The 25,904-nt window shown below is 58.2% G+C and carries 22 protein-coding genes, 1 tRNA gene and 1 pseudogene; 6 read left to right on the top strand and 18 right to left on the bottom strand.

Annotated elements, in window-relative coordinates; genetic code table 11:
- From BLV11_RS17415 to BLV11_RS17425, 3 genes and pseudogenes are all read right to left on the bottom strand, one after another.
- Positions 1-292: pseudogene (locus BLV11_RS17415) on the bottom strand (transposase); the annotation flags it as partial.
- Positions 270-1,469: a tyrosine-type recombinase/integrase gene (locus tag BLV11_RS17420; protein ID WP_245726066.1), complete on the bottom strand. Its 1,200-nt coding sequence runs from the start codon at positions 1,467-1,469 to the stop codon at positions 270-272. The gene BLV11_RS17420 and the pseudogene BLV11_RS17415, both read right to left, overlap by 23 nt.
- 193 nt (positions 1,470-1,662) lie before the next feature.
- Positions 1,663-1,739 (bottom strand) — tRNA-Arg (locus tag BLV11_RS17425).
- An 82-nt stretch (positions 1,740-1,821) separates the two neighbouring features.
- On the opposite strand from BLV11_RS17425, the gene BLV11_RS17430 reads away from it, so the two are divergent.
- Complete coding sequence (locus tag BLV11_RS17430) at positions 1,822-2,520, top strand: TIGR04283 family arsenosugar biosynthesis glycosyltransferase (protein WP_245726067.1); 699 nt, start codon at positions 1,822-1,824, stop codon at positions 2,518-2,520.
- Entirely contained in the window at positions 2,507-3,166 is a 660-nt protein-coding gene (locus tag BLV11_RS17435; RefSeq protein WP_091817524.1) for a TIGR04282 family arsenosugar biosynthesis glycosyltransferase, read from the top strand. The genes BLV11_RS17430 and BLV11_RS17435 overlap by 14 nt, the downstream gene beginning before the upstream one ends.
- Before the next feature lie 14 nt (positions 3,167-3,180).
- Here BLV11_RS17435 and BLV11_RS17440 read toward each other — a convergent pair whose 3' ends face one another.
- Complete coding sequence (locus tag BLV11_RS17440) at positions 3,181-6,036, bottom strand: insulinase family protein (protein ID WP_091817528.1); 2,856 nt, start codon at positions 6,034-6,036, stop codon at positions 3,181-3,183.
- A gap of 30 nt (positions 6,037-6,066) precedes the next feature.
- On the bottom strand, positions 6,067-6,366 hold the full coding sequence (locus BLV11_RS17445; RefSeq protein ID WP_091817531.1) for a hypothetical protein: 300 nt from the start codon (positions 6,364-6,366) through the stop codon (positions 6,067-6,069).
- A 391-nt stretch (positions 6,367-6,757) separates the two neighbouring features.
- Here BLV11_RS17445 and BLV11_RS17450 point away from each other — a divergent pair, with 391 nt between their 5' ends.
- Positions 6,758-8,743 carry an SDR family oxidoreductase gene (locus tag BLV11_RS17450; protein ID WP_091817534.1) on the top strand — a complete coding sequence of 662 codons (1,986 nt, stop codon included), beginning with the start codon at positions 6,758-6,760 and terminating at the stop codon, positions 8,741-8,743.
- Positions 8,744-8,806: 63 nt separating this feature from the next.
- Here the strand turns inward: BLV11_RS17450 and rnt are convergent, their stop codons facing one another.
- Both rnt and pyrC read right to left on the bottom strand, forming a co-directional pair.
- Positions 8,807-9,436, bottom strand: coding sequence for a ribonuclease T (rnt, locus tag BLV11_RS17455; protein WP_375177644.1), 630 nt, complete (start codon positions 9,434-9,436; stop codon positions 8,807-8,809).
- A gap of 80 nt (positions 9,437-9,516) precedes the next feature.
- A complete protein-coding gene (pyrC, locus tag BLV11_RS17460) occupies positions 9,517-10,563 on the bottom strand; it encodes a dihydroorotase (RefSeq protein WP_091817541.1) in 1,047 nt (348 codons plus the stop codon).
- Positions 10,564-10,704: 141 nt separating this feature from the next.
- Between pyrC and BLV11_RS17465 the strand changes: the two genes are divergently transcribed.
- Positions 10,705-11,613 carry a flagellar protein MotY gene (locus tag BLV11_RS17465; RefSeq protein ID WP_091817544.1) on the top strand — a complete coding sequence of 303 codons (909 nt, stop codon included), beginning with the start codon at positions 10,705-10,707 and terminating at the stop codon, positions 11,611-11,613.
- A 12-nt stretch (positions 11,614-11,625) separates the two neighbouring features.
- Here the strand turns inward: BLV11_RS17465 and BLV11_RS17470 are convergent, their stop codons facing one another.
- Complete coding sequence (locus tag BLV11_RS17470) at positions 11,626-12,552, bottom strand: histone deacetylase family protein (protein WP_091817646.1); 927 nt, start codon at positions 12,550-12,552, stop codon at positions 11,626-11,628.
- Between the two features lie 210 nt (positions 12,553-12,762).
- Here BLV11_RS17470 and BLV11_RS17475 point away from each other — a divergent pair, with 210 nt between their 5' ends.
- Positions 12,763-15,507: a bifunctional acetate--CoA ligase family protein/GNAT family N-acetyltransferase gene (locus tag BLV11_RS17475; RefSeq protein ID WP_091817549.1), complete on the top strand. Its 2,745-nt coding sequence runs from the start codon at positions 12,763-12,765 to the stop codon at positions 15,505-15,507.
- An 18-nt stretch (positions 15,508-15,525) separates the two neighbouring features.
- Here BLV11_RS17475 and rdgC read toward each other — a convergent pair whose 3' ends face one another.
- From rdgC to BLV11_RS17515, 8 genes are all read right to left on the bottom strand, one after another.
- Positions 15,526-16,455: a recombination-associated protein RdgC gene (gene rdgC, locus BLV11_RS17480; RefSeq protein WP_091817552.1), complete on the bottom strand. Its 930-nt coding sequence runs from the start codon at positions 16,453-16,455 to the stop codon at positions 15,526-15,528.
- A 113-nt stretch (positions 16,456-16,568) separates the two neighbouring features.
- Positions 16,569-16,769 carry a DUF2788 domain-containing protein gene (locus tag BLV11_RS17485; RefSeq protein WP_091817556.1) on the bottom strand — a complete coding sequence of 67 codons (201 nt, stop codon included), beginning with the start codon at positions 16,767-16,769 and terminating at the stop codon, positions 16,569-16,571.
- A 49-nt stretch (positions 16,770-16,818) separates the two neighbouring features.
- Complete coding sequence (gene yaaA, locus BLV11_RS17490) at positions 16,819-17,589, bottom strand: peroxide stress protein YaaA (RefSeq protein ID WP_091817559.1); 771 nt, start codon at positions 17,587-17,589, stop codon at positions 16,819-16,821.
- Positions 17,590-17,647: 58 nt separating this feature from the next.
- Positions 17,648-17,881: a glutaredoxin family protein gene (locus BLV11_RS17495; RefSeq protein WP_091817563.1), complete on the bottom strand. Its 234-nt coding sequence runs from the start codon at positions 17,879-17,881 to the stop codon at positions 17,648-17,650.
- An 11-nt stretch (positions 17,882-17,892) separates the two neighbouring features.
- Complete coding sequence (locus BLV11_RS17500) at positions 17,893-18,654, bottom strand: YciK family oxidoreductase (RefSeq protein ID WP_091817566.1); 762 nt, start codon at positions 18,652-18,654, stop codon at positions 17,893-17,895.
- Between the two features lie 40 nt (positions 18,655-18,694).
- Positions 18,695-19,369, bottom strand: a complete 675-nt coding sequence (locus BLV11_RS17505; RefSeq protein WP_091817569.1) for an HAD-IA family hydrolase — start codon at positions 19,367-19,369, stop codon at positions 18,695-18,697.
- Positions 19,366-20,085, bottom strand: a complete 720-nt coding sequence (ubiG, locus tag BLV11_RS17510; protein WP_091817571.1) for a bifunctional 2-polyprenyl-6-hydroxyphenol methylase/3-demethylubiquinol 3-O-methyltransferase UbiG — start codon at positions 20,083-20,085, stop codon at positions 19,366-19,368. The genes BLV11_RS17505 and ubiG overlap by 4 nt, the downstream gene beginning before the upstream one ends.
- 44 nt (positions 20,086-20,129) lie before the next feature.
- On the bottom strand, positions 20,130-21,470 hold the full coding sequence (locus tag BLV11_RS17515) for a TRZ/ATZ family hydrolase (protein WP_091817574.1): 1,341 nt from the start codon (positions 21,468-21,470) through the stop codon (positions 20,130-20,132).
- Between the two features lie 196 nt (positions 21,471-21,666).
- Here BLV11_RS17515 and mtnA point away from each other — a divergent pair, with 196 nt between their 5' ends.
- The gene (mtnA, locus tag BLV11_RS17520; RefSeq protein WP_091817577.1) at positions 21,667-22,749 is read left to right on the top strand and encodes an S-methyl-5-thioribose-1-phosphate isomerase; all 1,083 of its coding nucleotides are present in this window, start codon (positions 21,667-21,669) and stop codon (positions 22,747-22,749) included.
- Here mtnA and BLV11_RS17525 read toward each other — a convergent pair.
- Both BLV11_RS17525 and BLV11_RS17530 read right to left on the bottom strand, forming a co-directional pair.
- Positions 22,740-23,543: a helix-turn-helix domain-containing protein gene (locus tag BLV11_RS17525; RefSeq protein ID WP_091817580.1), complete on the bottom strand. Its 804-nt coding sequence runs from the start codon at positions 23,541-23,543 to the stop codon at positions 22,740-22,742. The genes mtnA and BLV11_RS17525 overlap by 10 nt on opposite strands.
- A gap of 14 nt (positions 23,544-23,557) precedes the next feature.
- Complete coding sequence (locus BLV11_RS17530) at positions 23,558-25,729, bottom strand: carboxy terminal-processing peptidase (protein ID WP_091817583.1); 2,172 nt, start codon at positions 25,727-25,729, stop codon at positions 23,558-23,560.
- Between the last annotated feature and the right edge of the window lie 175 nt (positions 25,730-25,904).

Below are 25,904 nucleotides of genomic sequence, written 5' to 3' on the forward strand. Positions count from 1 at the left end.
TACCTCAGGACGACTCCTTTGCGAAGAACACTGCCGCTTCGCGCAAAAAATCACGCTCCTTCTTCACACGGGCCAGTTCTCGCTTGAGACGGGCAACCTCCTCGTCTCTGGGAGAGCCAGAGCCTTTGAAGGCCTTGTCCGTCTCCTCATCCGCTTCTCTGCGCCAACGGGTCAGTAGGTTGGGATTGATGCCGATCTCCAAAGCTATTTGTCGACAACTCACACCGGGTTGGCGGGTCAAAGCAATGGCTTCGCGTTTGAACTCTGGGCTATATTTTCTGCGTCTGGACATGAACACTCCTTTGGCACATTGTGCCTCTTTTCAGAAGTGTCCGCAGTAACGGGGTAGAACCCTTGTGAGCCAGTTGAAGCTCAATTACCTCTGGCTGCCAGTTCTTTTCGTGGAGTAGGGTGGATGCTGTTGCACGGAATCCGTGGCCAACCATTGTGGCCCCGTCGTATCCCATGGATTTTAATGCGACGTTAATAGTGTTTTCTGACAGTGGCCGTTTCCGTTTGACAGATTCGAATACTAGGCTCTGATGTCCAGTGACGACCTTGAGCTCTTTCAGTATCTCGACGGCCTGTGTCGAAAGGGGCACGATGTGGTCTGGCACCTGACCCGCTCTCTTGGCTTTCTGAGTACCTTTCATCCGCTTTCCTGGAATGACCCAGGTAGCTTTGTCCAGATCAATCTCGTCCCATTCCGCGTTTCGCAGTTCTCCCGGCCGAAGGAACAGCATCGGTGCCAGTTTTAAGGCGGCTATGGTGGACGCATGGCCTCCGTAGGCATCAATTGCCTTCAGTAGCTTGCCTAACTCATCCGGGTTGGTAATTGCAGACCTATGTCGAGTTGGGGTGGTTTTGAGTTGGCCTCTCAGTGTGGCTGTGGGGTCTATCTCTGCACGATCTGCCGCTACTGCAAAACGAAAGATCTCGCCGATGCGTTGCCGGATTCGATGAGCTGTCTCGTGTTTGCCCTGTTCCTCTATGGGCCTCAGGGCTTCCATGACCGTTGACGGTTTGATCTCTTTGATCGGCAAGTGACCCAATTTAGGGAAAGCCCAGGTTTCAAGCCTTCTCTTCGCGACTTCCAGTGTGCTGTCGGCAAGTTCTCCTTTCTTGAGTTTGAGCCAGTCCTCCGCAACGGCTTTGAATGTATCCGTTTGCTCCTTTTTGGCAGCTTTCTGTTCCCTTTTGATCTCATTGGGGTCAATGCCGTCAGCAATCTGCTCCCGTGCTTTGGTCCGACGCTCCCGAGCCAGTTTCAGTGATACATCGGGGTAAACGCCGAGTGCTAGTGTTTTCTCCTTGCCGCCAAACCGGTACTTCATCCTCCAATACTTCCCGGACGGCTGGATGTCCAGGTAAAGCCCGGCTCCATCGGTGAGCTTGGTTCGCTTGCCGAATTTTTCGAACTTGGCGGATTGGACCTTTTTGTCGGTCAGGAGGTTTATGGGCCTGGACATGGCGGGGCTTGAGCTCTTTTTTGGGGTGCAAAATCTACTATAGCGGGGTGCATTTCAGTTTGCACCCCAGATATACCCCCAGAAAGTGTAGATTGGGGCGGAATATTGTAGATCGATAAGGATGCTGATTTTCAATAAAATATTTTAAAAACAGCTAGTTGAGGATTGATCTGGATTGATGCGGAAGGGCAACTGGTACCCCCGACAGGACTCGAACCTGTTACCTTCCCCTTAGGAGGGGGACGCTCTATCCAGATGAGCTACGGGGGCATTGCGCGTTGAAGGCCGGTATAATAGCGGGCCCGGCGCCATCGCTCAAGGCGCTCTCGAATACTCGTGGCTGGAGGCCAGTTTGTCGGATTCGTTCAGACTCAGTGTGATTATGCCCGTGTGGCGGGAAGCTGCGACAATTGAAGCGACACTGGCAGCGTTGCAGCCAATGCGTGAGCAGGGGCATGAGCTGATTGTGGTGGACGGAGGCAGTGACGACGATACTGTCACCCTGGCCAGACCCTTGTGTGACCGGTTGCTGGAGTCCGCGCCCGGTCGGGCGGTGCAGATGAATGCCGGGGCGGTTGTGGCCCGCGGTGATGTGCTGCTGTTCCTGCATGCGGATACCCGTGTGCCGTCAACGGCCTTGGCTCAGCTGACCCGGTTCTGGCATGGCAATCGGGCCTGGGGGCGTTTCGACGTCCGCCTCAGCGGGCAGCGCCCGTTGTTCCGGCTGATTGCCTGGTTGATGAACTGGCGCTCCCGGGTGACCGGCATAGCGACCGGCGATCAGGGGATTTTTGTACGCAGGCCTGTATTTGAAGCACTCAAAGGCTTTGCCCCGATCACCCTGATGGAAGACGTGGAGTTCTCTCGTCGCCTGCGTCTGGTCTCCCGCCCGTATTGCATCCATGATCCGGCAGTTACCGACAGCCGTCGCTGGGAACAGCACGGCGCCTGGCGTACCATCTGGCTGATGTGGCGCCTGCGCTGGCGCTATTGGCGGGGAGCCTCCCCGGATTCCCTGGCTAAGGTGTACCGTTCTGATGTCCGCAACTGACCATACCTGCTCTCATTCTGCAGTCCTTATCCAGTTTGCCAAATGGCCGGAGACGGGTCGGGTCAAGACCCGGCTGATTCCCGCTCTGGGGCCGCAGGGTGCGATGGAGGCTCATGTCCGCCTGAGTCGCCAGGTGCTAACGAACCTGGCGCGTAGCGGGCTACCGGTGCAGTTCTGGTGGGACCGGGCGCTGGCGCCTGCGCCGGCTTCCGCCCAGCCACTGCTGGATCTCTTGCGCTCGGTTGGGGCCGAACAGAAGGCGCAGTCTGGAGCAGATCTCGGGGAACGCATGTTCCGCGCTCTGAGTGCAGGGCTGGCAGACTATCGCAGGGCGATCATTGTCGGGAGTGATTGCCCCTCGGTGGATGCCGGCTACGTTGAGGCGGCGCTGGCGGCCCTTGGGGAGTACGACGTGGTGCTGGGCCCATCGGACGATGGCGGCTACGTGCTTATTGGTGCCCGCAAGACGGTGCCGGGTATGCTGGCGGACATCACATGGGGAAGTGAACGGGTATTGACCCAGACCCTCGAACGACTTGCGGGTAAGCACCTGACCGTCGCACTGCTGGAACCGCGCTGGGATGTGGATGAGCCCGGTGACTGGCAGCGATTTCTGCGTGAGTCGCCGGGCTTCCCTGACGGTTGATCTCCCCCGGCCGATTAGCTGTTCGGCACCGCCTGTCGCTCCGTCAGAGTTGAGGTCAGCGCCGCATTGTCCTGAGGCTGACGTGAGGTTGTTGCTCGCAGGGCACGCTGGCGCTTTTCAAGGGCGTTGCGGTAGGTGGCCATCAACTGTTCATGGCTGATCTTGGTGATCGCTTCCGCCAGCTGTTCGCGGGTGTCAAACTGGGCATTGTCCCTGTCTATTTCCTGCCAGAAACGGTTAGAGGCATCGCTGAGCTTACGGTCCTGGTCGAGCAGGGTACTGATTACGGCCTGCTTTTCCCGGTCGAGCATTGCCTCATCCATGTTATCCAATCGAGCTATAAAATCTGCTGTGAATTCCCGTACTGCCTGGTCTATGGCCTCAGGTTCGGCTTCTGGTGATTGCACCACCAGACCCAGTGCGGGCGTATCCAGCATCTCAAAGGATGTGGCGTACACGATGTAGCCCAGTTGCCGCTGGGTGCGGATCTCTTCGTAGAAGGGGCCGCTGATAATCTGCCCGAGGAGACGGAAACTGGCGCGTTCCGGGTAGCCGTTGTTGTCGCCCTGAAGATAGAGGGTGTAGCCGGTATCCGGGTGCTGGACCTCCAGGCTGACGTCAGTTTCGCCATCGGGCAACCTGCGCACGCCGCTGCGGGGAACGGTCACGGCCTCACTGTCCTGCAGCAACAGTGCTTCGGCCTGATGGGTGATGTTGAGCGCCGAGGCTTTTGTCAGATTGCCGTGGGCCAGCATCACCGGGTCGAGCTGGTTGATGAAATGGCCAGCAAATTCTTTCAGGTCGTCAAAACTCAGGCGTTCGGCCGCGGCCAGGCGATCTTCCACTGACCAGGCACCTTCCAGCAGGGTCGTCTGTACGTATTCGCTGGTTTGCTCCACGGGGCGGGCCTGGGCTTTGTTACGCAGGTCATCCAGCAGGTTGCGGCGGGCTATGTTGAAGCGCTGTTCAGACAGCTCCGGATGGGCGAGCTGGATCAGAATTCGTGACAACAGGCTGTGGAGTTTATCGCTGTAGCCGCCGACGCGGATGGTCACACCGCGCAAATGAGGGTAAACGCTGTAATTCAGGCCTGCCAGCCGGGCCGGATAAGCCCAGGCATTCAGGCCGTCATTGATGGCGTCAACATAGAGCGTGGTCAGCACGGTGTTACGGGCTGAGGAGCGCGCAATCGGTGAGCGCAGGCTCAGATAGATATTGGCTTTCGGGGTGTCGAAGCGGGTATCCCGGGCATACCACAGAGCGAGGTTTGTATTTGTCGCCAGCGGTTCCGGCTGCTTCATGGTTTCCCCGGAGACCAGACTGAGATCTTCGGGGACAAACGGGTTGGGCTCGGGCATCGCCAGTTGCTGGCTCAGCGTCTCGGGAACGCTCAGCGCCGCCAGTTGTTCGCTGTCCAGTGCGGTAAGTGTGTAGGCGGTGTCGTACCATGGTGTCCGTGGCGCATCTTCGGCGAGAGGCGTCTGTGCCAGCACGGAGATCAGAACATTGTCCGGGCTCAGTTGCTCCAGTACGTTCCGGTAGCCGTCGGGGTCGTAGTCCGCCATCATCCACGGTGCCTGGAGTACATCACGGGGGGCCACTTCCGCCAGTTCCATGGACAGGCGAGTGACTTCGTTGATCGGGTCCTGACGTTCCTTGAAGCGGAATCCGATGTCAGCCAGTTGCTGCATTTCCTTGAAGCGATCCTCGCTGATGCCTTCCTCCCGCACCTTGTCTATGTAGGTAAAGGTCAGACCAATAATTTCATTCTGGTGGGCCATGCCCTGGGGCGTCAGGTCCATCCCGATCTCCAGGGTCGCTTCCACGCCGGTATCGGTCCCGGCCCCTGCGGACAGGCTCTCTACCCAACCGTGGTTCTTTAACACGTCAAGCAGGCTGCCGGGGCCTTCATGGCCCAGGAGGTTCGCCACGTAACTGGCGGGCTTGGTGCGGTAGAGATCGCGTTGCGACGGGATTGGGAAACTGAGGGTGAGGTTGCGGATGTCGCGCAGGGCTTCCACGTCCAGCCGTGCCGGTAGCTGGCCCGCTGCAAACAGCGGCGCTGTGTGATCTCGGGGGGGCAGTGCGTGGTTCTCAATGGCGCTGAAACGCGGGCGTATCATCGCTTCGAGTTGATCCAGGCTCTGCGGGCCGTAGACCACCAGAGTCATGAGATTGGCTGAATAGTGTTGTTGCCAGAATCGCACGAGGTCCGGGCGCAGCGGCCGTTCTTCGGTGTCTTCAAGGGTCGTGAGGTTGCCCACCGCGTACTGGGAACTGGCATGGGCCGGGTTCAGTGCCTGCTTACGGGCAGAGTAGAAACGGCGACCATCCTCCTGGATCTTCGCGGTGTACTCAGAATGCACCGCCCGGCGCTCCCGCTCCACCAGTTCTGCCGTAAACAGGGGGGCGGAAAACTGCTGGGCGAAGCGGTCGAGGGCATCTTCAAGCTGGTCAGCCTGAATATCGAAGAAGTAGTTGGTGTCCTGGAACGCAGTAAAGGCGTTGTGCTCGCCGCCATGGCTTTTGATGAACTGTTGGTATTCACCGGGTTCCGGGTACTTTTCGGTGCCCAGAAACAGCATGTGCTCGAGAAAATGCGCCAGACCTTCGCGCTCGGCCGGGTCATCGCCACTACCGACTCGCACGTTCAGCGACGCGGCGGCCTTTTCTGACCCGGGGGCAGAAACCAGCAATACGCGCAGTTCGTTGTCGAGTGTGACAAGGCGGTAGTCGTTGCGATCGTTGGGACTCTGGACCGGTGCGTCAGCTCCCTGGACGAAACTGCTCAGTACCAGAAGGCACAGCAGAGTCAATAATTGCAGAGCAGTAGAACGGCGTACAGGCATTGTTTCTCGGGTCACGCGCATGTTGTGTTCCGGTTACGGGTGGCTGGATACTCAGTGAATGATTGAGTTACGGGTGCTTTCCGGTTGCTGGTCGAGGGTCTTGCGAGCGAGCTCGGCCGCGGCGCCAGACTCCAGTTGCCCAGAGGCAATGCGCTCCAGTACCGAGGCCATGACCGCGACTGACTGGCGGTATTCAGAAAACTCGGCCTGGAAGGCGTTGTCGATAGCCTGATAGACCGCCTGTATTTTCTCCTCGCGGCCGGCCTGATCCGAGGCGGCATCATTGATGGCCTTGAGGCAGGCACGGGCAATGGCGATGTAACGTTGGGCATTAGGATCTGATTTGGGCATGAAAAGTTCCGGGCAAGGGTGATAAATAATGCGCCTGTAATGAAACGGCGTTCGTCCTGAAACGATTATGTCATTGCTGGGGGCTGGTTTCATGTCTGCATCGAACGGAATTAGGGGAATAGATCTGTGAGACGTTTGTGCTAGTCTCAAGGGGTGTGCTCTGCCTCAGGGCACCGGGATCAGGCTGTCTGAAGCGGGCTTCTTAGAGTTATTGCTCTAATTAAATCAATGACATAGAGAGCAAATGCTCTAATAAAGTTCGATACTTGTCAGCTGCACTTAAGTACAATGCGAACCGTTTGGAAGATCAGCCAAGCGCACTTTTCAGGTTGATGCATAACTTGCGGCATCGCTAAAAAAATAACAGAGCATTAGTCAGGATGGATTATCAATGAATTACTTTTTGACGGGTGGTACTGGTTTTATCGGGCGTTTCCTGGTGGAGAAGCTGCTGGCCAGAGGCGGCACGGTTTACGTTTTGGTCAGGGAACAGTCGGTCGACAAACTGGATCGTTTGCGTGAGCGTTGGGGCGCCGATGCAGATCGGGTTCGCGCGGTTACCGGTGACCTGGCCAGCCCCGGTCTCGGCATTCAGGAGTCACAGCTCAACGAGCTTAAGGGCAACATTGATCATTTCTTCCATCTTGCCGCAATCTATGACATGGGTGCGGATGAAGACACCCAGCAGGTGGCGAACATTGAGGGTACCCGTAATGCCCTGACTGCCGCCAAGAACCTCGAAGCGGGCTGCTTCCATCATGTATCGTCAATTGCTGCCGCAGGCCTGTTCCGCGGTACGTTCCGTGAGGATATGTTCGAGGAGGCGGAGAAGCTCGATCATCCATACCTGCAGACCAAGCATGAATCCGAGAAAGTAGTTCGCGAAAGCTGCGCGGTACCTTTCCGCATCTACCGTCCGGGTATGGTCATCGGTCACTCAGAAACCGGTGAAATGGACAAGGTTGACGGTCCTTACTACTTCTTCAAGATGATCCAGAAGATTCGCCATGCGCTGCCGCAGTGGGTGCCCACTATCGGTATCGAGGGTGGCCGGCTCAACATCGTGCCCGTGGATTATGTGGTCAATGCCATGGATCACATCGCCCACGCGGCCGGTGAAGATGGTCGCTGCTTCCATCTGGTCGACCCGGAAGCCCATAAGGTGGGTGAAGTTCTCAATATCTTCTCCGACGCAGGTCATGCACCGCGCATGGCCATGCGTATCGATTCACGCATGTTTGGCTTTATTCCGCCGTTCATTCGACAGAGCCTGAAAAACCTGCCGCCGGTCAAGCGTCTGACCAGTGCTGTGCTGGATGACCTGGGCATTCCGCCTTCCGTCATGTCTTTCCTCAATTACCCGACCCGCTTTGACGCCCGCGAAACTGAGCGAGTGTTGAAGGGCAGCGGTATTGAGCTGCCGAGACTGGAAGATTATGCCTCGGTGATCTGGGATTTCTGGGAGCGTAACCTTGATCCGGACCTGTTCAAGGACCGTACCCTCAAGGGCACCGTTGAAGGGCGAGTGTGTGTGGTTACTGGTGCCACATCCGGTATCGGTCTGGCGGTAGCGGAAAAGCTGGCGGAAGCCGGTGCCATCCTGGTCATTGGCGCCCGTACCCGGGAAACCCTGGATGAGGTGGCGGCCAGCCTGGAAGCCAAGGGTGGCAACGTCCACGCTTACCAGTGCGACTTCGCGGATATGGAAGACTGTGACCGTTTCGTCAAGACGGTGCTCGACAACCATGGCAAGGTCGACGTGCTGGTGAATAACGCCGGTCGCTCGATCCGCCGCTCACTGGCGTTGTCCTTCGATCGTTTCCACGACTTCGAGCGCACCATGCAGCTGAACTACTTTGGTTCCATTCGCCTGATCATGGGCTTTGCGCCGTCAATGCTTGAGAGCAACCGTGGTCACGTGGTGAACATCTCCTCCATCGGTGTGTTGACCAACGCTCCGCGTTTCTCTGCCTATGTGGCGTCCAAATCGGCGCTGGATGCGTTCAGTCGCTGTGCCGCCGCGGAATGGTCAGACCGCAACGTCACATTCACCACCATCAACATGCCGCTGGTGAAAACCCCGATGATTGCACCGACCAAGATCTACGATTCTGTGCCAACGCTCACTCCGGATGAGGCCGCACAGATGGTGGCGGATGCGATTGTCTATCGTCCCAAGCGGATTGCGACTCGACTGGGTATCTTTGCCCAGGTGCTGCATGCGCTGGCGCCAAAAATGGGCGAAATCGTGATGAATACCGGTTACCGGATGTTCCCGGACTCTGCCGCTGCCGCTGGCAGCAAATCGGCGGAGAAGCCGAAGGTATCGACGGAGCAGGTCGCGTTTGCCGCGGTCATGCGTGGTATCTACTGGTAATACCGGGCAGCAATAAAAAACCCCGCTTCGGCGGGGTTTTTTATTGCGTGCAAAATCTGCCGCTTACTGGTCGGAACCGTCGTCCACCAGTGGCGGCGGGTAGCCGCCCAGATCCCGCCAGCGATTAACGATGCCGCAGAACAGGTCCGCGGTTTTTTCGGCGTCGTAGGCCGCGGAATGGGCTTCTTTGTTGCTGAACGGAATGCCGGCGAGCTTGCAGGCTTGGGCGAGTACCGTATGGCCATAGGCCAGGCCTGCGAGGGTGGCTGTGTCGAACGTCGAGAACGGATGAAACGGGTTCCGCTTGATGTCGGCACGCATGGACGCGGCGAACAGGAAGTTGTGGTCAAAGGTGGCGTTGTGGCCGACCAGTATGGCCCGTTTGCAGTCGTGGGCTTTCACCGATTTGCGGATCGGATTGAAAATCTCACTTAACCCTTCTCGCTCTGGTACCGCTTCGCGGTCAGGGCTCCAAGGGTCAATGCCGGTAAAGTCGAGGGCCGACTGTTCCAGATTGGCGCCTTCAAATGGGTCAATGTGCTGAACATAGGTTGCCTCGCGTCGCAGGGTGCCGTCGTCATCCATGGTCAGCAGAACCGCAGCCACTTCCAGCAGGGCGTCGGTGCGGGCATTGAAACCGCCGGTTTCCACATCCACCACCACGGGCAGATAGCCGCGGAATCGGGTCGACATGAGGTGAGGCGCTTGTTGATCGTCAGTCACACGGGCTCCTGTGAATTCGGAATGATTAGGTACGTGGCCAGCACTTGCGGTTACTGACCAGAATCTGCCAGGGACCAGCGCAGCTGCTCGCCGGCCTTCAGCGGGACGATCTCTCCTCCAGCCAGGGGGAGAGATGCCGGCATGGTCCAGTCTTTTCTGACCAGGGTGATGGTGTCCTGGTTACGGGGAAGACCGTAGAAATCGGCACCGTTGAAGCTGGCAAAGGCTTCCAGCTTATCGAGGATTCCCAGGTCTTCAAAAATGTCTGCATACAACTCAATGGCGCCGTAGGCCGAATAGCAACCGGCACACCCGCAGGCGGTCTCTTTACGGTCTCGGGCATGGGGCGCTGAGTCGGTACCCAGGAAGAAACGGGTGTTGCCGCTGACGATGGCGTCCTGCAAAGCCTGCTGATGCCGGTTTCGCTTGAGAATCGGCAAGCAGTAAAGATGTGGACGAATACCGCCGACCAGCATGTGATTGCGGTTGTACATCAGGTGCTGCGGCGTCAGGGTTGCCGCCAGATTGTCTCCGGCGTGGCTCTGTACAAACTCCGCGGAATCCGCGGTGGTAATGTGTTCAAGCACAACCTTCAGGGAAGGGAACCGTTCCAGGGTCGGTGCCAGCACCCGCTCCAGGAAAACTTTCTCGCGATCAAAAATATCAATGTCGCCATCGGTCACTTCACCGTGCACCAGCAGCAGCATACCGCAGTCTGCCATAGCCGCCAGAACAGCATCAATTTTGCGAATGTCGGTTACCCCGGACGCCGAGTTGGTGGTCGCACCGGCGGGATACAGCTTGGCGGCAACAACACCGGCCGCACGGGCGTCCAGAATGTCCTGGGCGCTGGTGCTTTCAGTCAGGTAGAGCGTGACCAGCGGGGTAAATTCGCTGCCCTGGGGGCGGGCGGCAATGATGCGTTCCCGATAGCCCATGGCCTGTTCTGCATTCACCACAGGTGGCACCAGGTTGGGCATGATGATCGCCCGGCCAAAACAGCGGGCACTGGCCGGAACAACGTCCTTAAGTATGTCACCGTCACGAACGTGGAGATGCCAGTCATCGGGGCGGGTAATGGTCAAGGTTTCGGTCATCGAAATCTTCCTGGTAGTGGTGTTGCGCGAACGGCGAAAGTATACCAGAAGCCATTTTCGTTTGTTGGCGGATTCCCGCTAAAGAACCGGAGGATTCGGCCGTTAAACGTTCTGTTACCGGTTTTCATTGGACAAGGTTCCATGTTCAAAACGAAAGCAACACCCTATATTTTTGCTCTGGCCACAACGCTGGCGGCAGGGCCAGCAGTGTCGGCTACCTATGGTGCAGGCATCGAGAACAGTCAGTGGTATCTGGCTGAATCGGTGTTTGGCTGCTCCCTGACCCATGAAGTGCCGGGTTATGGCCAGGCGGTGTTCAATCACCGTGCCGGTGAATCGCTGACCTTTTACCTAGAGTCTGACGTGCCGCTCATGCAACCGGGCCGCGGGCGAGTGGTTGTGGAGGCGCCCGCCTGGCGCCCTGGTGTGGCACCACGCAATGTCGGCGAGGTGATGGTGGCCGATGGTGTGCGTCCGGTGTCCCTGGGGGCGCGGGAAAGTATGGTGCTGGTGCAGGGGTTGTTGGCCGGCATGGCACCGACCGTAACCCGGGCGGCGTGGTACGGTAATGATCCGGTCAGGGTCCAGGTTTCCAACGTCAACTTCGCCAGTCCCTACGCGGCTTATCTCCAATGTGTCGGTGGCCTGTTGCCGGTCAATTACGATCAGATCAAGCGTTCACGTATTCCCTTTGGTGTTGCCAGTGCCGATCTGTCCGACGCTGATCGCAAGTTGCTGGATAACATCGCGGTTTATGTGCTTGCCGACTCTACAGTGGAGCGGATATTCGTCGATGGTCACAGTGACCGTTATGGCAGCCGCATCACGAACCGGGCGTTGTCTGAGGAGAGGGCGGAGGTCGTGGCGCAGTATCTGATGGCCCAGGGGATCGCCGAAGACATGATCACGGTCCGTGCTCATGGTGATCGCTTTCCGGCATCAAGCCGTGCCGCCGATAACCGCCGTGCGACCATCCGCCTGCAACGCCAGGGCGAGCGCCCCAGCATGCAGCAGGCTAACGGTTATGGTGTCTCGACCAGCAACGGCTAGGCCGAGGGTAGCCTAGCGGATGGCGGTCAGGCCTTCCAGGTGGGCGCTGACGCTTTCCGCCAGGGCCTTGAGGTGATAGCCGCCTTCCAATGTGGATACCAGACGGTCATTGGCGTGGTCATGGGCCACGCTGGTCAGCATGTCTGTTAGCCAGCGGTAGTCTTCCGCTTCCAGATTCAGTCCCGCCATCGGATCCAGCCGGTGGCCATCAAACCCCGCCGAGACCAGCACCAGCTGGGGCCGGAAGTCCTGTAACCGATGTAACCATTCCCCTTCGACTTTCTTGCGGTAGTCCGCCGCCGAGGCCCCGGCTTCGATAGGTGTGTTGATGATGTTGTCGGCCTGCTGGTAAACGTGGGAGTGGGGATAGAAGGGGTGCTGAAAGCTGGAGCACATCAGGATTCGTTCGTCGCCACCGACAATGTCGACGGTTCCATTGCCCTGATGGACGTCGAAATCAACAATGGCGACCCGTTCAAGGCGATGAAAGTTCAGTGCCCGCATAGCGGCCAGGGCGACATTGTTGTAGAAACAGAAGCCCATGGATTTGGAGCGTTCAGCGTGGTGGCCGGGGGGGCGGGCACAGATAAAGGCGTTGGTCACCTGGCTGCTGAGTACCATGTCCACCGCTTCAATATTGGCCCCCGCCGCGAGTCTGGCTGCACGGAGGGTATCCGGCATCATCGCGGTATCCGGGTCGGTAAACACTCGTCCCCTGGTCGGCTGCATCAGCTCCAGCTGATGCAGATACTTTTCCGGGTGTGTTGAAAGCAACTGGTCCCGGGTGATCTCCACGGGTTTTATCCAGTCGAGCGTCTGCGCCAGCTCGGTGTCTGCAAGGTAACTGATGATCGCCGCCAGGCGGTCTGGCGATTCGGGGTGCTCTGGCCCCATATTGTGCTTGGCACAATCGTCGTGGCTGAAGAACGCTGTTGTCATATTGAAGTCAAGTGTGCCGTTGGCCAAAGTCTCTTATTTGTCTTCATGTTAACAGGGAAGCCGGTGTGTCGCCCCGTTTCTTTGGTCGTACTTGTAGGCTCTTCCTGCTTTATCACGATATTTGATGGTTTTCCGTTTCACATCAAGTCATCAGTGCCTAAGATAAGGTAAAACTCGACGCAACAACCTGATCCGAAGGGAGTTCTGACCTTGGGTACCCGTTACCTGGAAAGCCTGTTTAATCCATCGTCCATTGTTGTTGTCGGGGCCTCTGAGCGTGCGGACAGCCTTGGCGGGATGGTGCTTCGCAATCTGATGAGCGGTGAATTTCCCGGTCGTCTGCTGGTCGTGAATCAGAACGATTACAACGATGTTCATGGGGTACCTTGCGTCAAAAAGGTGTCCCGCATGGAGTTTGTACCGGATTTGGCGATTGTCTGTACCCCTCCGGACACGGTTCCGCGGATGGTCCGGCGTCTGGGAGAGCAGGGCGTGCGCACTGCCATTGTGATGACCGGTGGTATGTCTCGGGCCCACAGCAAGACCGGTCAGCCGTTGATGTACTCGGTGCGGGATGCGGCCCGGGAATCGGGCATACGGATCCTGGGACCGAACACGATCGGCCTGATGGTGCCGGCGCGCAGTCTTAATGCCACCTATGCCCATATGGGGGCGCTGCCGGGCAAGGTCGCCTTTATTGGCCAATCGGGTACCGTGGCCAGTTCGATCATCGACTGGGCCTTTGCCCGTGGTGTTGGTTTTTCTTACTTTCTGACCTTGGGCGATGGCATGGACATCGACCATGATGATCTGATCGACTATCTCGCCCAGGACAGCAAGACCCGGGCAATTCTGCTGCACATCGAGAATATCCCCAACGCGAGGCGGTTCATGTCGGCGGTGCGGGCGGCCTCCCGCACCAAGCCGGTTATTGCTGTCAAAAGCGGCCGGGTGCCGGAATCGGAATGGTTCCCCTATGATCTGCCTGCCGGGCTGTACCACACTGATCCGATTTTTGATGCGGTACTTCAGCGCGCGGGGGTCTTGAGGGTGGACGGGCTGGGGCAGATGTTTGATGCTCTTGAGACCCTGACCCGGATGCGGCCATTACGACAGGAATCCCTGGTGGTTATGGCCAATGGTGTTGGTCCGGGGGTGCTGGCGGTGGACCGTCTGGCTCACTCCGGAGGCCAGCTGGCCAAGCTGTCCCAGAAAACCATCGATGAGCTGGCGGAGTTGCTGCCGGATTTCTGGACGCGCAGCAATCCGATCGATCTTAACTACGACGCTTCACCAGAGCTCTATGCCAAGGCCATCAAGATCCTGTCCCGCGCTCCCGAGGTTGCGAACATTCTGGTGTTGTACGCCCCGAGCCTGACCGAAGACAGCCTGCAGGTTGCCGATGCCGTGGTCGGGGCGGTCAAGGGCACCCGGCTCAACGTGCTTACCTGCTGGCTGGGACAGAGCACCGTGCTTGATGCCCGGGAAGAATTCTACCGCGCAGGCATTCCATCGTTCTTTGCGCCAGAGAAAGCCGTCAAGGCGTTCATGCAGCATGTCAACCACCAGCGGGTCCAGCGCCTGCTGGCGGAAACCCCGGAATCCTTCACCGACCATTTCGCCGATCACACCCTGAGCCGCAAGATGGTGCTCCGGGCGCTGCGTGACAAACGCACAATGCTGTCCAGCCGGGAAGCCCGCAACGTATTGCGTGATTATGGGGTTAGCACCATCGACACCATGTACTGTGACGATGTTGAGGAGGTGATTGAAACCTTCTCGGTGGAGCGGCGTCCGGTGGATGTCACGCTGATCCATGAGCAGTCGTGTCACCCGTTTATGGAGCAAAGTACCGGGCGAGGGCGCTACAAGTCGACCATCCAGGGGTTGAGCAATGAATCGGCGATTCTCGATGCCTGTCGGCAGCTGATGGAGGAATACCAGAAGAACTTCCCGGACAGTGGTTTTCTCGGCTTTGCCGTCCAGCATTCCTATCAGCACGTCGGCGGGGTGGAGTTCAGCGTGGGGATCACCCGTGATGCGAACTTCGGACCACTGGTGGTTTGTGGCGCGTCCGGTGCCCAGATCAACGTGATCTCGGATCGCCAGATCGCATTACCACCATTGAACATGGTGCTGGCGCGGGAACTTCTGCGGCGAACCTACATGTACAAGCTGCTGCAGGAATACAGTTTCCACCCGGAGGAGGATATCCGTGCGGTCTCGGAAACCCTGGTGACCCTGTCGCAGATCGTGATCGATATTCCCGAGATCAAGGGCCTGGAGATCTCACCGTTGCTGTTCAACAATCGCGGTGCCGTGGCTGTGGATGTGGCCATTGACCTGTCTGATGAGCCGGGGCGTCCGATCATTCAGCCCTATCCGCGGGAGCTTGAGGAGTGGATTGTCCTGCCGAAATCCGGACGTCGGGTGATTATTCGACCGGTGCTGGCAGAAGATGAGCCTGCCCACCGAGTGTTCCATCAGCTGCAGTCCCCGGAGTCAATCCGCTATCGCTTCTTCCAGTACCGTAAGCACTTTTCCCGCGAGGATGTGGCCCAGATGGTCCAGATCGACTACGACCGGGAAATGGTGTTTATCGCCAACGCGCCCAAGGAAAGCGGTGAGGGGGAAGAAACTCTTGGCACTGTGCGGGTGTGGACCGATGCGGATAACCTGCGCTGCGAGTTTGCGGTGATGGTCCACGACAAGATGAAAGGTGAAGGTCTGGGGGTCGCCTTGATGCAGAAGATGATCGACTACTGCCGTTCCCGTGGGACCATGGAAATGGTGGGCAATGTATTGCCGGATAACCGGCCCATGCTGACCCTGGCCGAACAGTTGGGGTTTGAGGTGGTGTATAACCGGGATGAAGAGGTTATGGACCTGCGGCTCGTGCTGAATGAACCGGAGAAAGACTGGCAGCGGGAGCGCCTGCGACCGGCGCCCCACTGAGCGAGCGTACGGAGACCGTCAGTCGGCTTCTATGATGGCTGAACGGTCTTCTCCGCCGAGGGCGTCGAGCAGGCCCGGAATCAGTCGTGACAACTCCAGAGTCATCAGCGAGAAGGCGGCATCAAAGCGGGCGACGGCGTCATCGGCTTCAACATCATCGAGCTTTTCCTGCAACGTGTCGCCAAATTTCAGCCGGCGAATCCCCAGTTCTTCATCGAGAATGAACGACAGGCTGTCTTCCCACGTCAGGGCAACCCGGGTTGCCTGCATGCCTGCATCCAGGTGGCTGCGGATTTCGTCACCCTGCAGGTCCAGGCCCTTGCAGCGAACCACGCCGCCGTCTTCCGACGGGTCTTTCAGCTCACACTCATCACCCAGTACCAGTGACGAGGGCAGGTCGATGGTCTCAGTGAGCCAGCCGGTCAGGGTGAACGCTGGAGCCTGTTCTACCGCCGGAGGCCGCACCGGCAGGGAACCGAGGCTCTTGCGAAGGCTGGACGCCAGGTCTTCGGCCTGTTTGGCCGAACCGGCATCAACGATCAGCATGCCGTCCTGGGGCGCCAGATAGGCATAGCTGCGACGGTTTTTGGAGAAGGCTTTGGGCAACATCTCCAGCATGACCAATTCCTTGATCTCGTCTTTTTCCTTTCGACGGACCTTGCGGCCCTGCTCAGCCTCAATCAGCTCAACTTTCTCTTCCACCAATTCCTTGACCACCGGACCCGGAAGAATCTTCTCTTCCTTGCGCAGAGTGATCAGGTGGTACCCGCCAGCACTGTGAACCAGTTGTTCACCACGCTTGCCCAATGGCGGAACCCAGCCCTGGCGGCTGGTTTCCTGGGGGCCGCAGGGCTTGAAGACATCTTCCATCAGCTTTTCTTCCAGCGCTTCGGCAGTGATATCAAACGGCTTGGTGAAACGGAAAACTCGCACGTTGCGAAACCACATGGTGATCAGGTCCTCTTGAGTAAGATCGTCCCGAAGCTATCGACATAACAAAGAAGCTATCGACGGGAAAAAGGGGCGGCATGATAAGGCCAGCCGGTTGTCTGGGTAAAGAATCAGATCTGCATGATCTCAACCAATACGGTTTTGACGATAAAGCCCAGAACCCCGGCACCAAGAACGGTAAACAGGGCAATGGTACCGAACTTCCCGGCCTGGGATTTCTTTGCGAGATCCCAGACGATGAAGCCCATCCAGCCAATCAGTGCCGTCAACAGCACTGACATTGCCAGTTGGGAAAATACGGCCTCACTCATAGCAACTCCTGAAAGTCATCAAATAGTGGTAAAACCTGTACCGGGCAGATCAGTCTTCGCGACGCAGGAAGACCCAGTTGTCGGCATCCGACTGCTCGGTGGAAAAGCGGTAGCCTTCCAGATCGAAGCCCTTGAGATCGTCAGCCTCGGTGATACGGTTTTCGATTGCGTAGCGGCACATCAGGCCACGGGCTTTCTTGGCGTAAAAGCTGATCATCTTGTACTGACCGTTTTTCCAGTCCTTGAACTGGGGCGTGACCAGGCGGCCATTCAGGGCTTTCTTGCGAACGCTCCGGAAGTATTCGTTAGAGGCCAGATTGACCAGTACACCATCATCCGTGTCCAGCAGACGGTTCAGTTCCTCGGTAAGCTGGTTTCCCCAGAACGTATACAGATCCTTGCCGCGGCGATTCTCAAACCGGGTGCCCATTTCGAGCCGGTAAGGTTGCATCAGGTCGAGAGGTTTGAGGATGCCGTAAAGCCCGGACAGCATCCGCAGGTGCGTCTGGGCAAACTCGAAATCGGCTTCGCTGAACGTCTCCGCAGCCAGGCCGGTGTAAACATCACCTTTGAACGCAAGAATGGCCTGGCGAGCGTTAGCCGGTGTGAACGGCAGGCTCCAGTGCTGGAAGCGTTCGGCGTTCAGTTGCCCAAGTTTGTCGCTGATGTGCATCAGATTGCTGATCTGATGCGGTTCCAGGGCTTTGAGTTGATCCACCAGTTCGCAGGCGTCGTCCAGAAAATCCGGCTGGCTGAACTGTTCAGTCGCCAGCGGGCTTTCGTAATCCAGAGTCTTGGCTGGAGAAATCACCATCAGCATGGGGGCTGTCCTCAATAACTGGAATGAATGGGTAATGGGTTGTGCGGGCCAGGTAAAGCTAACTCAGGAAGGTCAGCAGTTGGTCACGATCAAAGGGCCAGTCAAGCTCAGCACCGGTGTCATTCCGGCGCAGTACCGGAATACGGGTACCGTATTCGGCCACCAGCGCTTCGGACTGGGCGATGTCGACTGCATCAACCGGGATCGGGGCGGGCATGGGCGTGTTGATCAGCAGGGCCTCTGCCAGATCGCACAGGTGGCACTGTGCCGTTGTGTAGAAAACCAGTTCCATCGCGCCTGTGCCTACTTGCTTTGGGGCTTTGGCTGGGCATCCAGCTGTTGGCCGTTTACGCCGTTGCTGTCCGGGCCCATCAGGTAAAGGTAAATGGGCATCAGCTCTTCCGGAGCAGGATTTTGCATCGGGTTTTCTGCAGGATAGGCATGGGAGCGCATGTTGGTGCGGGTAGCGCCCGGGTTGAGGCTGTTGACGCGCACGTTATGGCGCTCGTCGTCCAGCTCATCGGCCAGCAGTTGGCTCAGCCCTTCAATGGCAAACTTCGACACGGCATAGGCTCCCCAGTAGGCCTTGGCCCGGCGGCCTACGCCCGAAGAGGTAAAGATCACCGACGCACCATCGGACTTGCGCAGCAGCGGGATCAGCGCCCTGGTCAGCAGGAACGGGGCCGTGGCATTGACTTGCATGACCTTGTTCCAGGTCTCAGGGTCGTAAAGTTCAACCGGGCTGCGGGCCCCGAGAATGGCCGCATTGTGAAGAATACCGTCCAGCCGGCCAAAGGTTTCCTCAATGGTCATGGCCATCTCTTCGTATTCTTTCACCGCCGCGCCTTCGAGGTTCATCGGTACGATCGCTGGCTGGGGATAGCCTGCGGCTTCAATCTCGTCGTACAGCTCTTCCAGCTTGGCGGTGGTCCGACCCAACAGGATGACCGTAGCGCCATGGGCTGCGTAGGCAAGGGCGGCTGCCCGGCCAATGCCGCTGCCGGCGCCGGTTACCAGAATCACGCGGTCTTTCAGCAAATCGGCCGGTGCTTGGTAGTCTTGCATAAAGGGTCTCCGGTTGGGGTCGTCGTCGGGTTCAGAAAAATCAGCGGTATTGTATCAGGTTTGTCAGATCGCGGACGGTTTCGGCGATCAGGTCGGCCTGCCACTGGTCGACCTCTTCCGGGTGCTCTATGTATCCATAGCGTACGGCAATGGTTTTCATACCGGCATTGTGGCCAGCCTCGATATCGCGGCGATGGTCGCCGACATAGATGCCGCTGGCGGGGTCTGCGCCAATCTGCTTACAGGCCAGTAGCAGCGATTCCGGGTGGGGCTTGCGCTGGGATACATGGTCAGGACAGATGATGGCGGCGCAGCGGCTGTCCAGTGCCAGCGCTGCAAGCAAAGGCGCGGTAAACCGCTCGGGCTTGTTGGTAACAATGCCCCAGGGAATCTCTTGCTGCTCCAGCCAGTCCAGCAGCTCGGCAATGCCGGGAAACAGCACCGTTTCCTCAGCCACGCCGGCTTCATAAAGATCCAGAAACGCGCTGTGGCGCTCCAGATAATCGCGGTCATCCGGGGTCAGACCGAAGCCTATCTCTATCATCGCCCGGGCACCGTTGGAAACGGAGCGACGGATCTGTTCTGCAGGCAGTGCGGCAAGGCCGCACTGCTGACGCAATGCGTTTAGACAGCGGATAAAGTCCGGTGCCGTGTCGATCAGGGTGCCATCCAGGTCAAACAGTACCGTAGACGGCTTCTGCTGCAGAGTGCTCACGCGTCGCCCCGGCCATCCACGGCGTGCATCATGTAGTTGACGTCCACATCCCGGCCCAGGCGGTAGATTTTGGTGATGGGATTGTAGGTCATGCCGGTCAAATCACGGATTTCCAAGTCAGCCTGGCGCAGGTAATCCGACATCTCAGAGGGGCGAATGAATTTTTTCCATTCATGGGTGCCCTTGGGCAGCATGCCCAGAACATATTCGGCACCGACAATCGCGAACAGGAACGACTTGGGATTCCGGTTGATGGTCGACACAAACAGATGGCCACCGGGCTTGAGCATGGCGGCACAGGCCCTGATGACCGACGCGGGGTCAGGTACGTGTTCGAGCATCTCCAGGCAAGTCACCACATCGTATTGACCGGCGTGCTCGGGATCTGCTGCCAGAGCTTCAACCGTGGTCTGGCGATAATCCACCTTGATACCGCTTTCCAGGCCGTGGAGCTTGGCCACCGACAGTGGCGCTTCGCCCATATCGATACCGGTAACATGGGCACCACGCTGGGCCATGCCTTCCGATACCAGGCCGCCGCCACAGCCAACATCAAGCACCCGTTTGCCTGCGAGGGAGGATTTTTCATCGATGTAGTTCAGTCGCAGCGGGTTGATCTCGTGCAAGGGCTTGAATTCGCTGGTCGGGTCCCACCAGCGACTGGCCAGTGCCTCAAATTTGGCGACTTCGTTCTGGTCTACATTCTGATTGTTCATAGCTTGATTCCGATGATGAGGTTCGGCAAATCCGGTTACAGGACTTATTCGCCTGAAGACTGACGAATACGTTCAGCCCAACTCTGGACCTTCAGCATCAGGTCCGGGACGTCGATGCGGGTGAGAGCCCCTTCCTGAACCTGGGGCACACCGGCGATCCAGCTGTGGCTGACCTGGCGGCTGTGGCTGCTGTAAACCAGGTGAGACGCGGGGTCGTAGACCGGTTGCAGGAACGGGTCACTCAGATCGACAGCAATGATGTCGGCGAACTTACCGGCGACCAGAGAGCCAAGCTCATGATCCCGGCCCAGGGCACGGGCGCCATTGATGGTGGCCATGGCGAGGGCATTGTGGGCCGACAGGGCGGCGGCGTTCTCTGCGACAACCTTGCCAATCATGGCGGCGGATTTGAGCTCGCCGAACAGGTCGAGGTCGTTGTTACTGGCGGCGCCATCGGTTCCGATGGCGACATTGACGCCACTCGTCAGCAGACGATCCACCGGGCACAGCCCGCTGGCCAGTTTGAGGTTTGATTCCGGGCAATGGATAACATGGGCTCCGCTTCGCTGGAGCAGCTCAATGTCGGTGTCGTCCACCTGAGTCATGTGCACACACTGGGTGCCGGGTCCCAGCAGTCCAAGGTCCGCCAGTCGTTCGCTTGGCCGTTTACCGGTTTTCTCCAGCGCCTCGGTCACTTCAAAGGCGGTCTCGTGGAGGTGAATCTGGATAGGCGCACCGGTTTTAGCGGCCAGCTCCTGAATCCGTACCAGCGGTTCATCCGATACGGTGTAGGGTGCATGTGGACCAATGCCTGCGGTAATCAGGCTATTGCCCTGCCAGCGCTCGATCAGTGCCTGGCCTTTGCTCAGATACTCATCGGGGCCGGATCCCCACATGGTGGGAAAGTCGAGCACAGGGAAACAGATCTGGGCGCGAATACCAATATCGTGGGCGACCTCGGCAGCCACCTCCGGAAAAAAGTACATATCGGAGAACGTGGTGGTGCCGGTGCGTAGCATTTCAGCAATGGCCAGCCGGGTGCCATCGACGGTAAAGGCATCGCTGACGAACTTGCCTTCGGCAGGCCAGATGTGATCATTCAGCCAGGTCATTAACGGCAGATCATCCGCCATACCGCGGAACAGGGACATGGCGGCATGGCCATGCATGTTTATCAGTCCGGGCATCACCGCATGGTGGGGCAGGTCGATGACTTCCCGGGCGCGAACCTGTTTGTCCGCCTCTGACCGGGGCAGTACGGCCGCAATCCGCTCGCCCTGAACCAGCACCGCGTGATCTTCAAGAACGACCCCTGCAGGCTCGATGGGAATTACCCAACGGGCATTGATGCGAAGGTCTGCTGCCACAATGGTATCTGCTGTCATGGGTCCCCTTGCTGTGGTGCCTGGCTGCACACGGGTTGATCCGTTTCCGGTGCCCGCTGTGGTGCGTTTGATGATGTGGCGGAAAGTATAACGAGCGGCAGTTGGAGTCACCACCCTAAGGGGGACAAAACGGATATACTGACGCACTTTCTACACGCATGCCATCTACATTCAATCCATTAGTGGAGCTCCCTCAATGACTGATATCTCCCCAAACGCTAACGATCAGGCAGACCAGCGCACGATTGGCACTGTGGCCATCCGCTGGCATGGTCATCAGCTGGAATTGCTGGATCAACGTTTGTTGCCGGCCGATGAACAGTGGCTGGCACTGACCGAGGCCGCGGAGGTGGCCAGCTGCATTCGCGATATGGTGGTCAGAGGGGCCCCGGCCATCGGAATCAGTGCCGCTTATGGGGTTGCTCTGGCGGCTCGGGCTATTGAAGAAGAACAGTGGCGGGAACCGTTAGCAGAGGCGGTTGCGATACTGGCCGCGTCGAGACCGACCGCGGTCAACCTGTTCTGGGCTCTCAGACGAATGGAAGCCGTTGCTGAAGCTTGCAGCACGCTGGAAGAGGCTCGGGAGCAACTGGCCAAAGCTGCGGAGGCCATCCATGCGGAAGATCTGGCCGCCAATCTGGCCATGGCGGACCATGCCCTGTCTGTTATGACAGATGAGGCACCGTTTTCGGTGCTTACTCACTGCAACACCGGTGCCCTGGCTACCGGAGGGTATGGCACCGCCCTCGGCGTGATCCGGCGTTTGCATGAGACCGGGCGTCTGCAAAGGGTCTATGCCGATGAAACCAGGCCCTGGCTTCAGGGTAGTCGTCTGACCGCCTGGGAACTCAGTCGGGAAGGCATTCCGGTGACCCTGAACGCAGACGGCGCAGCGGCCTGGATCATGGCCAGGGGGGACGTGCGTTGGGTGATCGTCGGCGCCGACAGGATTACCGCCAATGGCGACGTCGCCAACAAGATCGGTACCTACAGCCTGGCGGTACTGGCTCGTCACCACGGGATCCGATTCATGGTGGTGGCGCCATCAAGCACCGTAGACATGAAGATGGCTTCCGGCGCGGCCATCCCCATTGAAGAGCGCGAAGGTACGGAAGTCCGCCAGGTCGGAGGGGCGGTGTTGGCACCGCAATCGGTGGACGTCTTTAACCCGGTGTTTGATGTGACCCCGGCGGAGCTGATCGACGCCATCGTGACTGAGCAGGGGGTGATTGAGCAACCCAGTGCCGAAACAATGGCTCAGGTGTTCGGTCAGCCCTGATCCGGATGCTTGCCGGCTTTTCTGGGGGGCTGGGGGTCCGGTTTGTCTGTGCCGGCTTTCAGCGCCTCCAGTTCCGCCCGGAGCCGCTCAGTCTCAAGCTCCTGCTGTTCAATAAAATGCAACGACATCTCGAAACTCCGGCGTGTGAAATCCAGGACCTTGCGAAAGCCGTCGTCTGACAGGGTGCGGGCATCGTCGTGGCGGCGGAATATATTGATGAATTCCCGTTCCCGCTCGAACTGCAGAGGAAGTCTGCCTACCCCCCAGTTGTTCAGGATTTGCCAGACTTCAGGGTTGTAGTTGCGGGCGGTGCGCAGGATGAACGGGATTGGATCGTTGCGGGCAACCAGAGCCGCCAGCCGCAGAATCAGTTCAAAGGACAGGGTAGAAGTGCCGTTTTCGATGGCCTCGAGGATGGACTTATCTTGCAGATTGAGCGCTTCGCTCATCTCGCTCAAGGTCAGCCCAAGTACCTGGCGGATATCGCTCAGTGACCGGCCGGCCGCCAGCATCATCCTCAGTTGATCCTGTGATTTCATTAACGCCCGCCCGACCTTCAGCGAGGCATCGGTAGAGCGGGAGGCAAATCGCATGGCTGAACCGGTAAGGCCGGCAATGCGGTCGATCAAAGATCCGTCGCGATCCAGGTCCCGGTGGCGCTGGCCTGAAGTCGGGCTCTGTGCCTGCTCGTCGTCATCGATACTGTGGACCTGATCCATGAATGCCATGGCATGCATGGCATCCATCATCATGTCCTGCAGGGCCTGGGCACGCTGCTTGTCGTCTTTGGCCATTCAGGCTTCCACGTTTAGTTGGCTTGGGCCGCCATGGTACCGACGGTTTCAATGGAGGCCATGCGGCGGTCAAGTTCGAGCATGTCCGCCATGATGTAGCCACCTTCGCGGACAATAAAGTCCAGCTCGTCGTCCTGCTTGTCAGGATCGGCGGCCTGAAGGTCCTGCCAGTCTTCCAGCTCTTCCAGGGTTGCGAACGGTAACTCTCCACGAATTTCACGACGGGCATTGGCGATTGCCAGGCGGGTGCTTTCGATTCTATCCAGCTCCTGACGGCGAATATCGGCATTCAGGCTGACGGAAGTCTGCTGACGCTGCTCTTCGAGAAAATCGATTTCCTGCTGCAACAGCTGGAATTCCGGGTTACTGGCGAAACGGATATCGTGATTTTCACGCAGCTGATCAATGATGCTGCTGAAGTCGTAATAGCGGTTGTGGGGTACGGCTTCGATCTGATCCCAGGGCAGGGCATGCTCAAGCGCATCCTCGCCAATGCGGGTATTGTCGACCCGGGACGGAATCACAATATCCGGCATAACCCCCTTGTGCTGGGTGGAGCCACCGGACACCCGGTAAAACTTGGACTGGGTGATTTTGAGCTGGCCATGGTTGAGCGGACGAACCGCTTGCACGGTGCCCTTACCGAAGGTCTGTGCTCCGACCACCAGGCCACGACCGTAATCCTGGATGGCCCCGGCAAAGATTTCTGATGCTGACGCACTCATGCGATTAACCATCACTACCAGCGGGCCGTCATAGGCGACCGAAGGGTCCTGATCAGTGAGCACCTGGACATCGTTGGCTGAGTTGCGGATTTGCACGGTGGGGCCTTCGTCAATAAACAGACCGACCAGATCGTTGGCTTCATGAAGCGCCCCGCCGCCATTGTTGCGCAGATCTACAACCAGGCCATGGATGCCCTGTTTCTCAAGCTCATCAATCAGCTTGCGAACGTCGCGGGTGGTGCTCTTGTAATTCGGATCGCCCTGCTGCATGGCGCGGAAGTCGGCGTAAAAGGTCGGGATGGTGATCACGCCGACACGATAGCTGCCGTTGTCCCGCTCCAGTTCGATGATCTCGCTGCTGGCACTTTGCTCCTCAAGCTTGACCTGGTCTCGCTTGATGGCGATGGTGCGGGTCACCGATTCATCGCTGGCGTTGGCGGGAATGACTTCAAGGGTTACTACAGATTCACGGGGGCCGCGGATCAGGTCAACCACCTCATCCAGGCGCCAGCCAATGACGTTCACCGGGGTGGCTTCGTCTTCCTGGGTGACCGAAACAATGCGGTCGGCCGGCTGAAGCTGACCCTGCTTGGACGCCGGGCCACCCGGTACGAGTCGAACCACCTTGGTGTACTCGTTATCAGACTGCAGCACTGCGCCAATCCCTTCCAGGGACAGACTCATATTGATATTGAAGTTTTCCGACGTGCGCGGCGAAAAATACGAGGTATGCGGATCCCAGATGCCGGTAAAGGCATTCATATAGGCCTGGAAGGCATCTTCACTGCGAACCTGAGCGGTGCGGTTGAGCTGGCTCTGGTAACGTCTGCGCAGGGTGTCAGTAATGGTTTCGTCGTCGGTACCATTGAGGCGCTGGGCCAGAACGGCGTTCTTGATACGGCGGGTCCACAGTTCATTGAGTTCTTCCTGGTTGGCCACCCATTCTGCATCCGAGCGGTCCAGCAGCAATAACTCGCCCGTGTTGAAGTCGAGTTGATCAAGGCCTCCGTCGATGACGGTCAGGGCATACTCCAGGCGTTCAATGATCCGTTGCTGAACAGCGTTGTAAATGCTGAAGCCGGGCTGCAGCTGACCGGTTTTTAATGCTGAGCCGAGACGATCACGCAGCGGTTCGAAGTCTGCAAGGTCTTCTTGGGTCAGGTAAACCCGTTGTCCGTCGAGGTAGTCCAGATAGGCGTCGAAGACCTGGCTGGAAAGGGCATCATCAATGGACAGATCGCGGAAGTGGGTAAACTGCAACTGGCGGGCGATCAGGATGTTGGCCCGGGCCTGGTCGACGGTAGGTGTCACCGGCTCATAGGCGGCTTCCCGTTCAATGCTGGCCTGCAGCACCAGGGGGCTGGCCAGCAAGGCCGCAGCCATGGCGCAGCCAAGAGTGCTGAGCCGCCGTCCGGCCCTGTGACGGCCTGCAGTAAGTCTGAATCGTTCCGCAATGTTCATAATTATCATTACCTGATGCTGTATTTCGCAACCCGGCCATCAAAGTCTGAATCATGGAACAAATGGGGGTCACGTCAGATAGACCGGAAACCTCTGAATGGGCCCAGATCTGTGCCGCCCCAGAAGGGAACGTACGGACAGGACGGGGCCTATTCAGAGACTCCCGTATTCAATT

Origin of the sequence: Marinobacter mobilis, from assembly GCF_900106945.1 — a bacterium.
Lineage (GTDB): Bacteria > Pseudomonadota > Gammaproteobacteria > Pseudomonadales > Oleiphilaceae > Marinobacter > Marinobacter mobilis.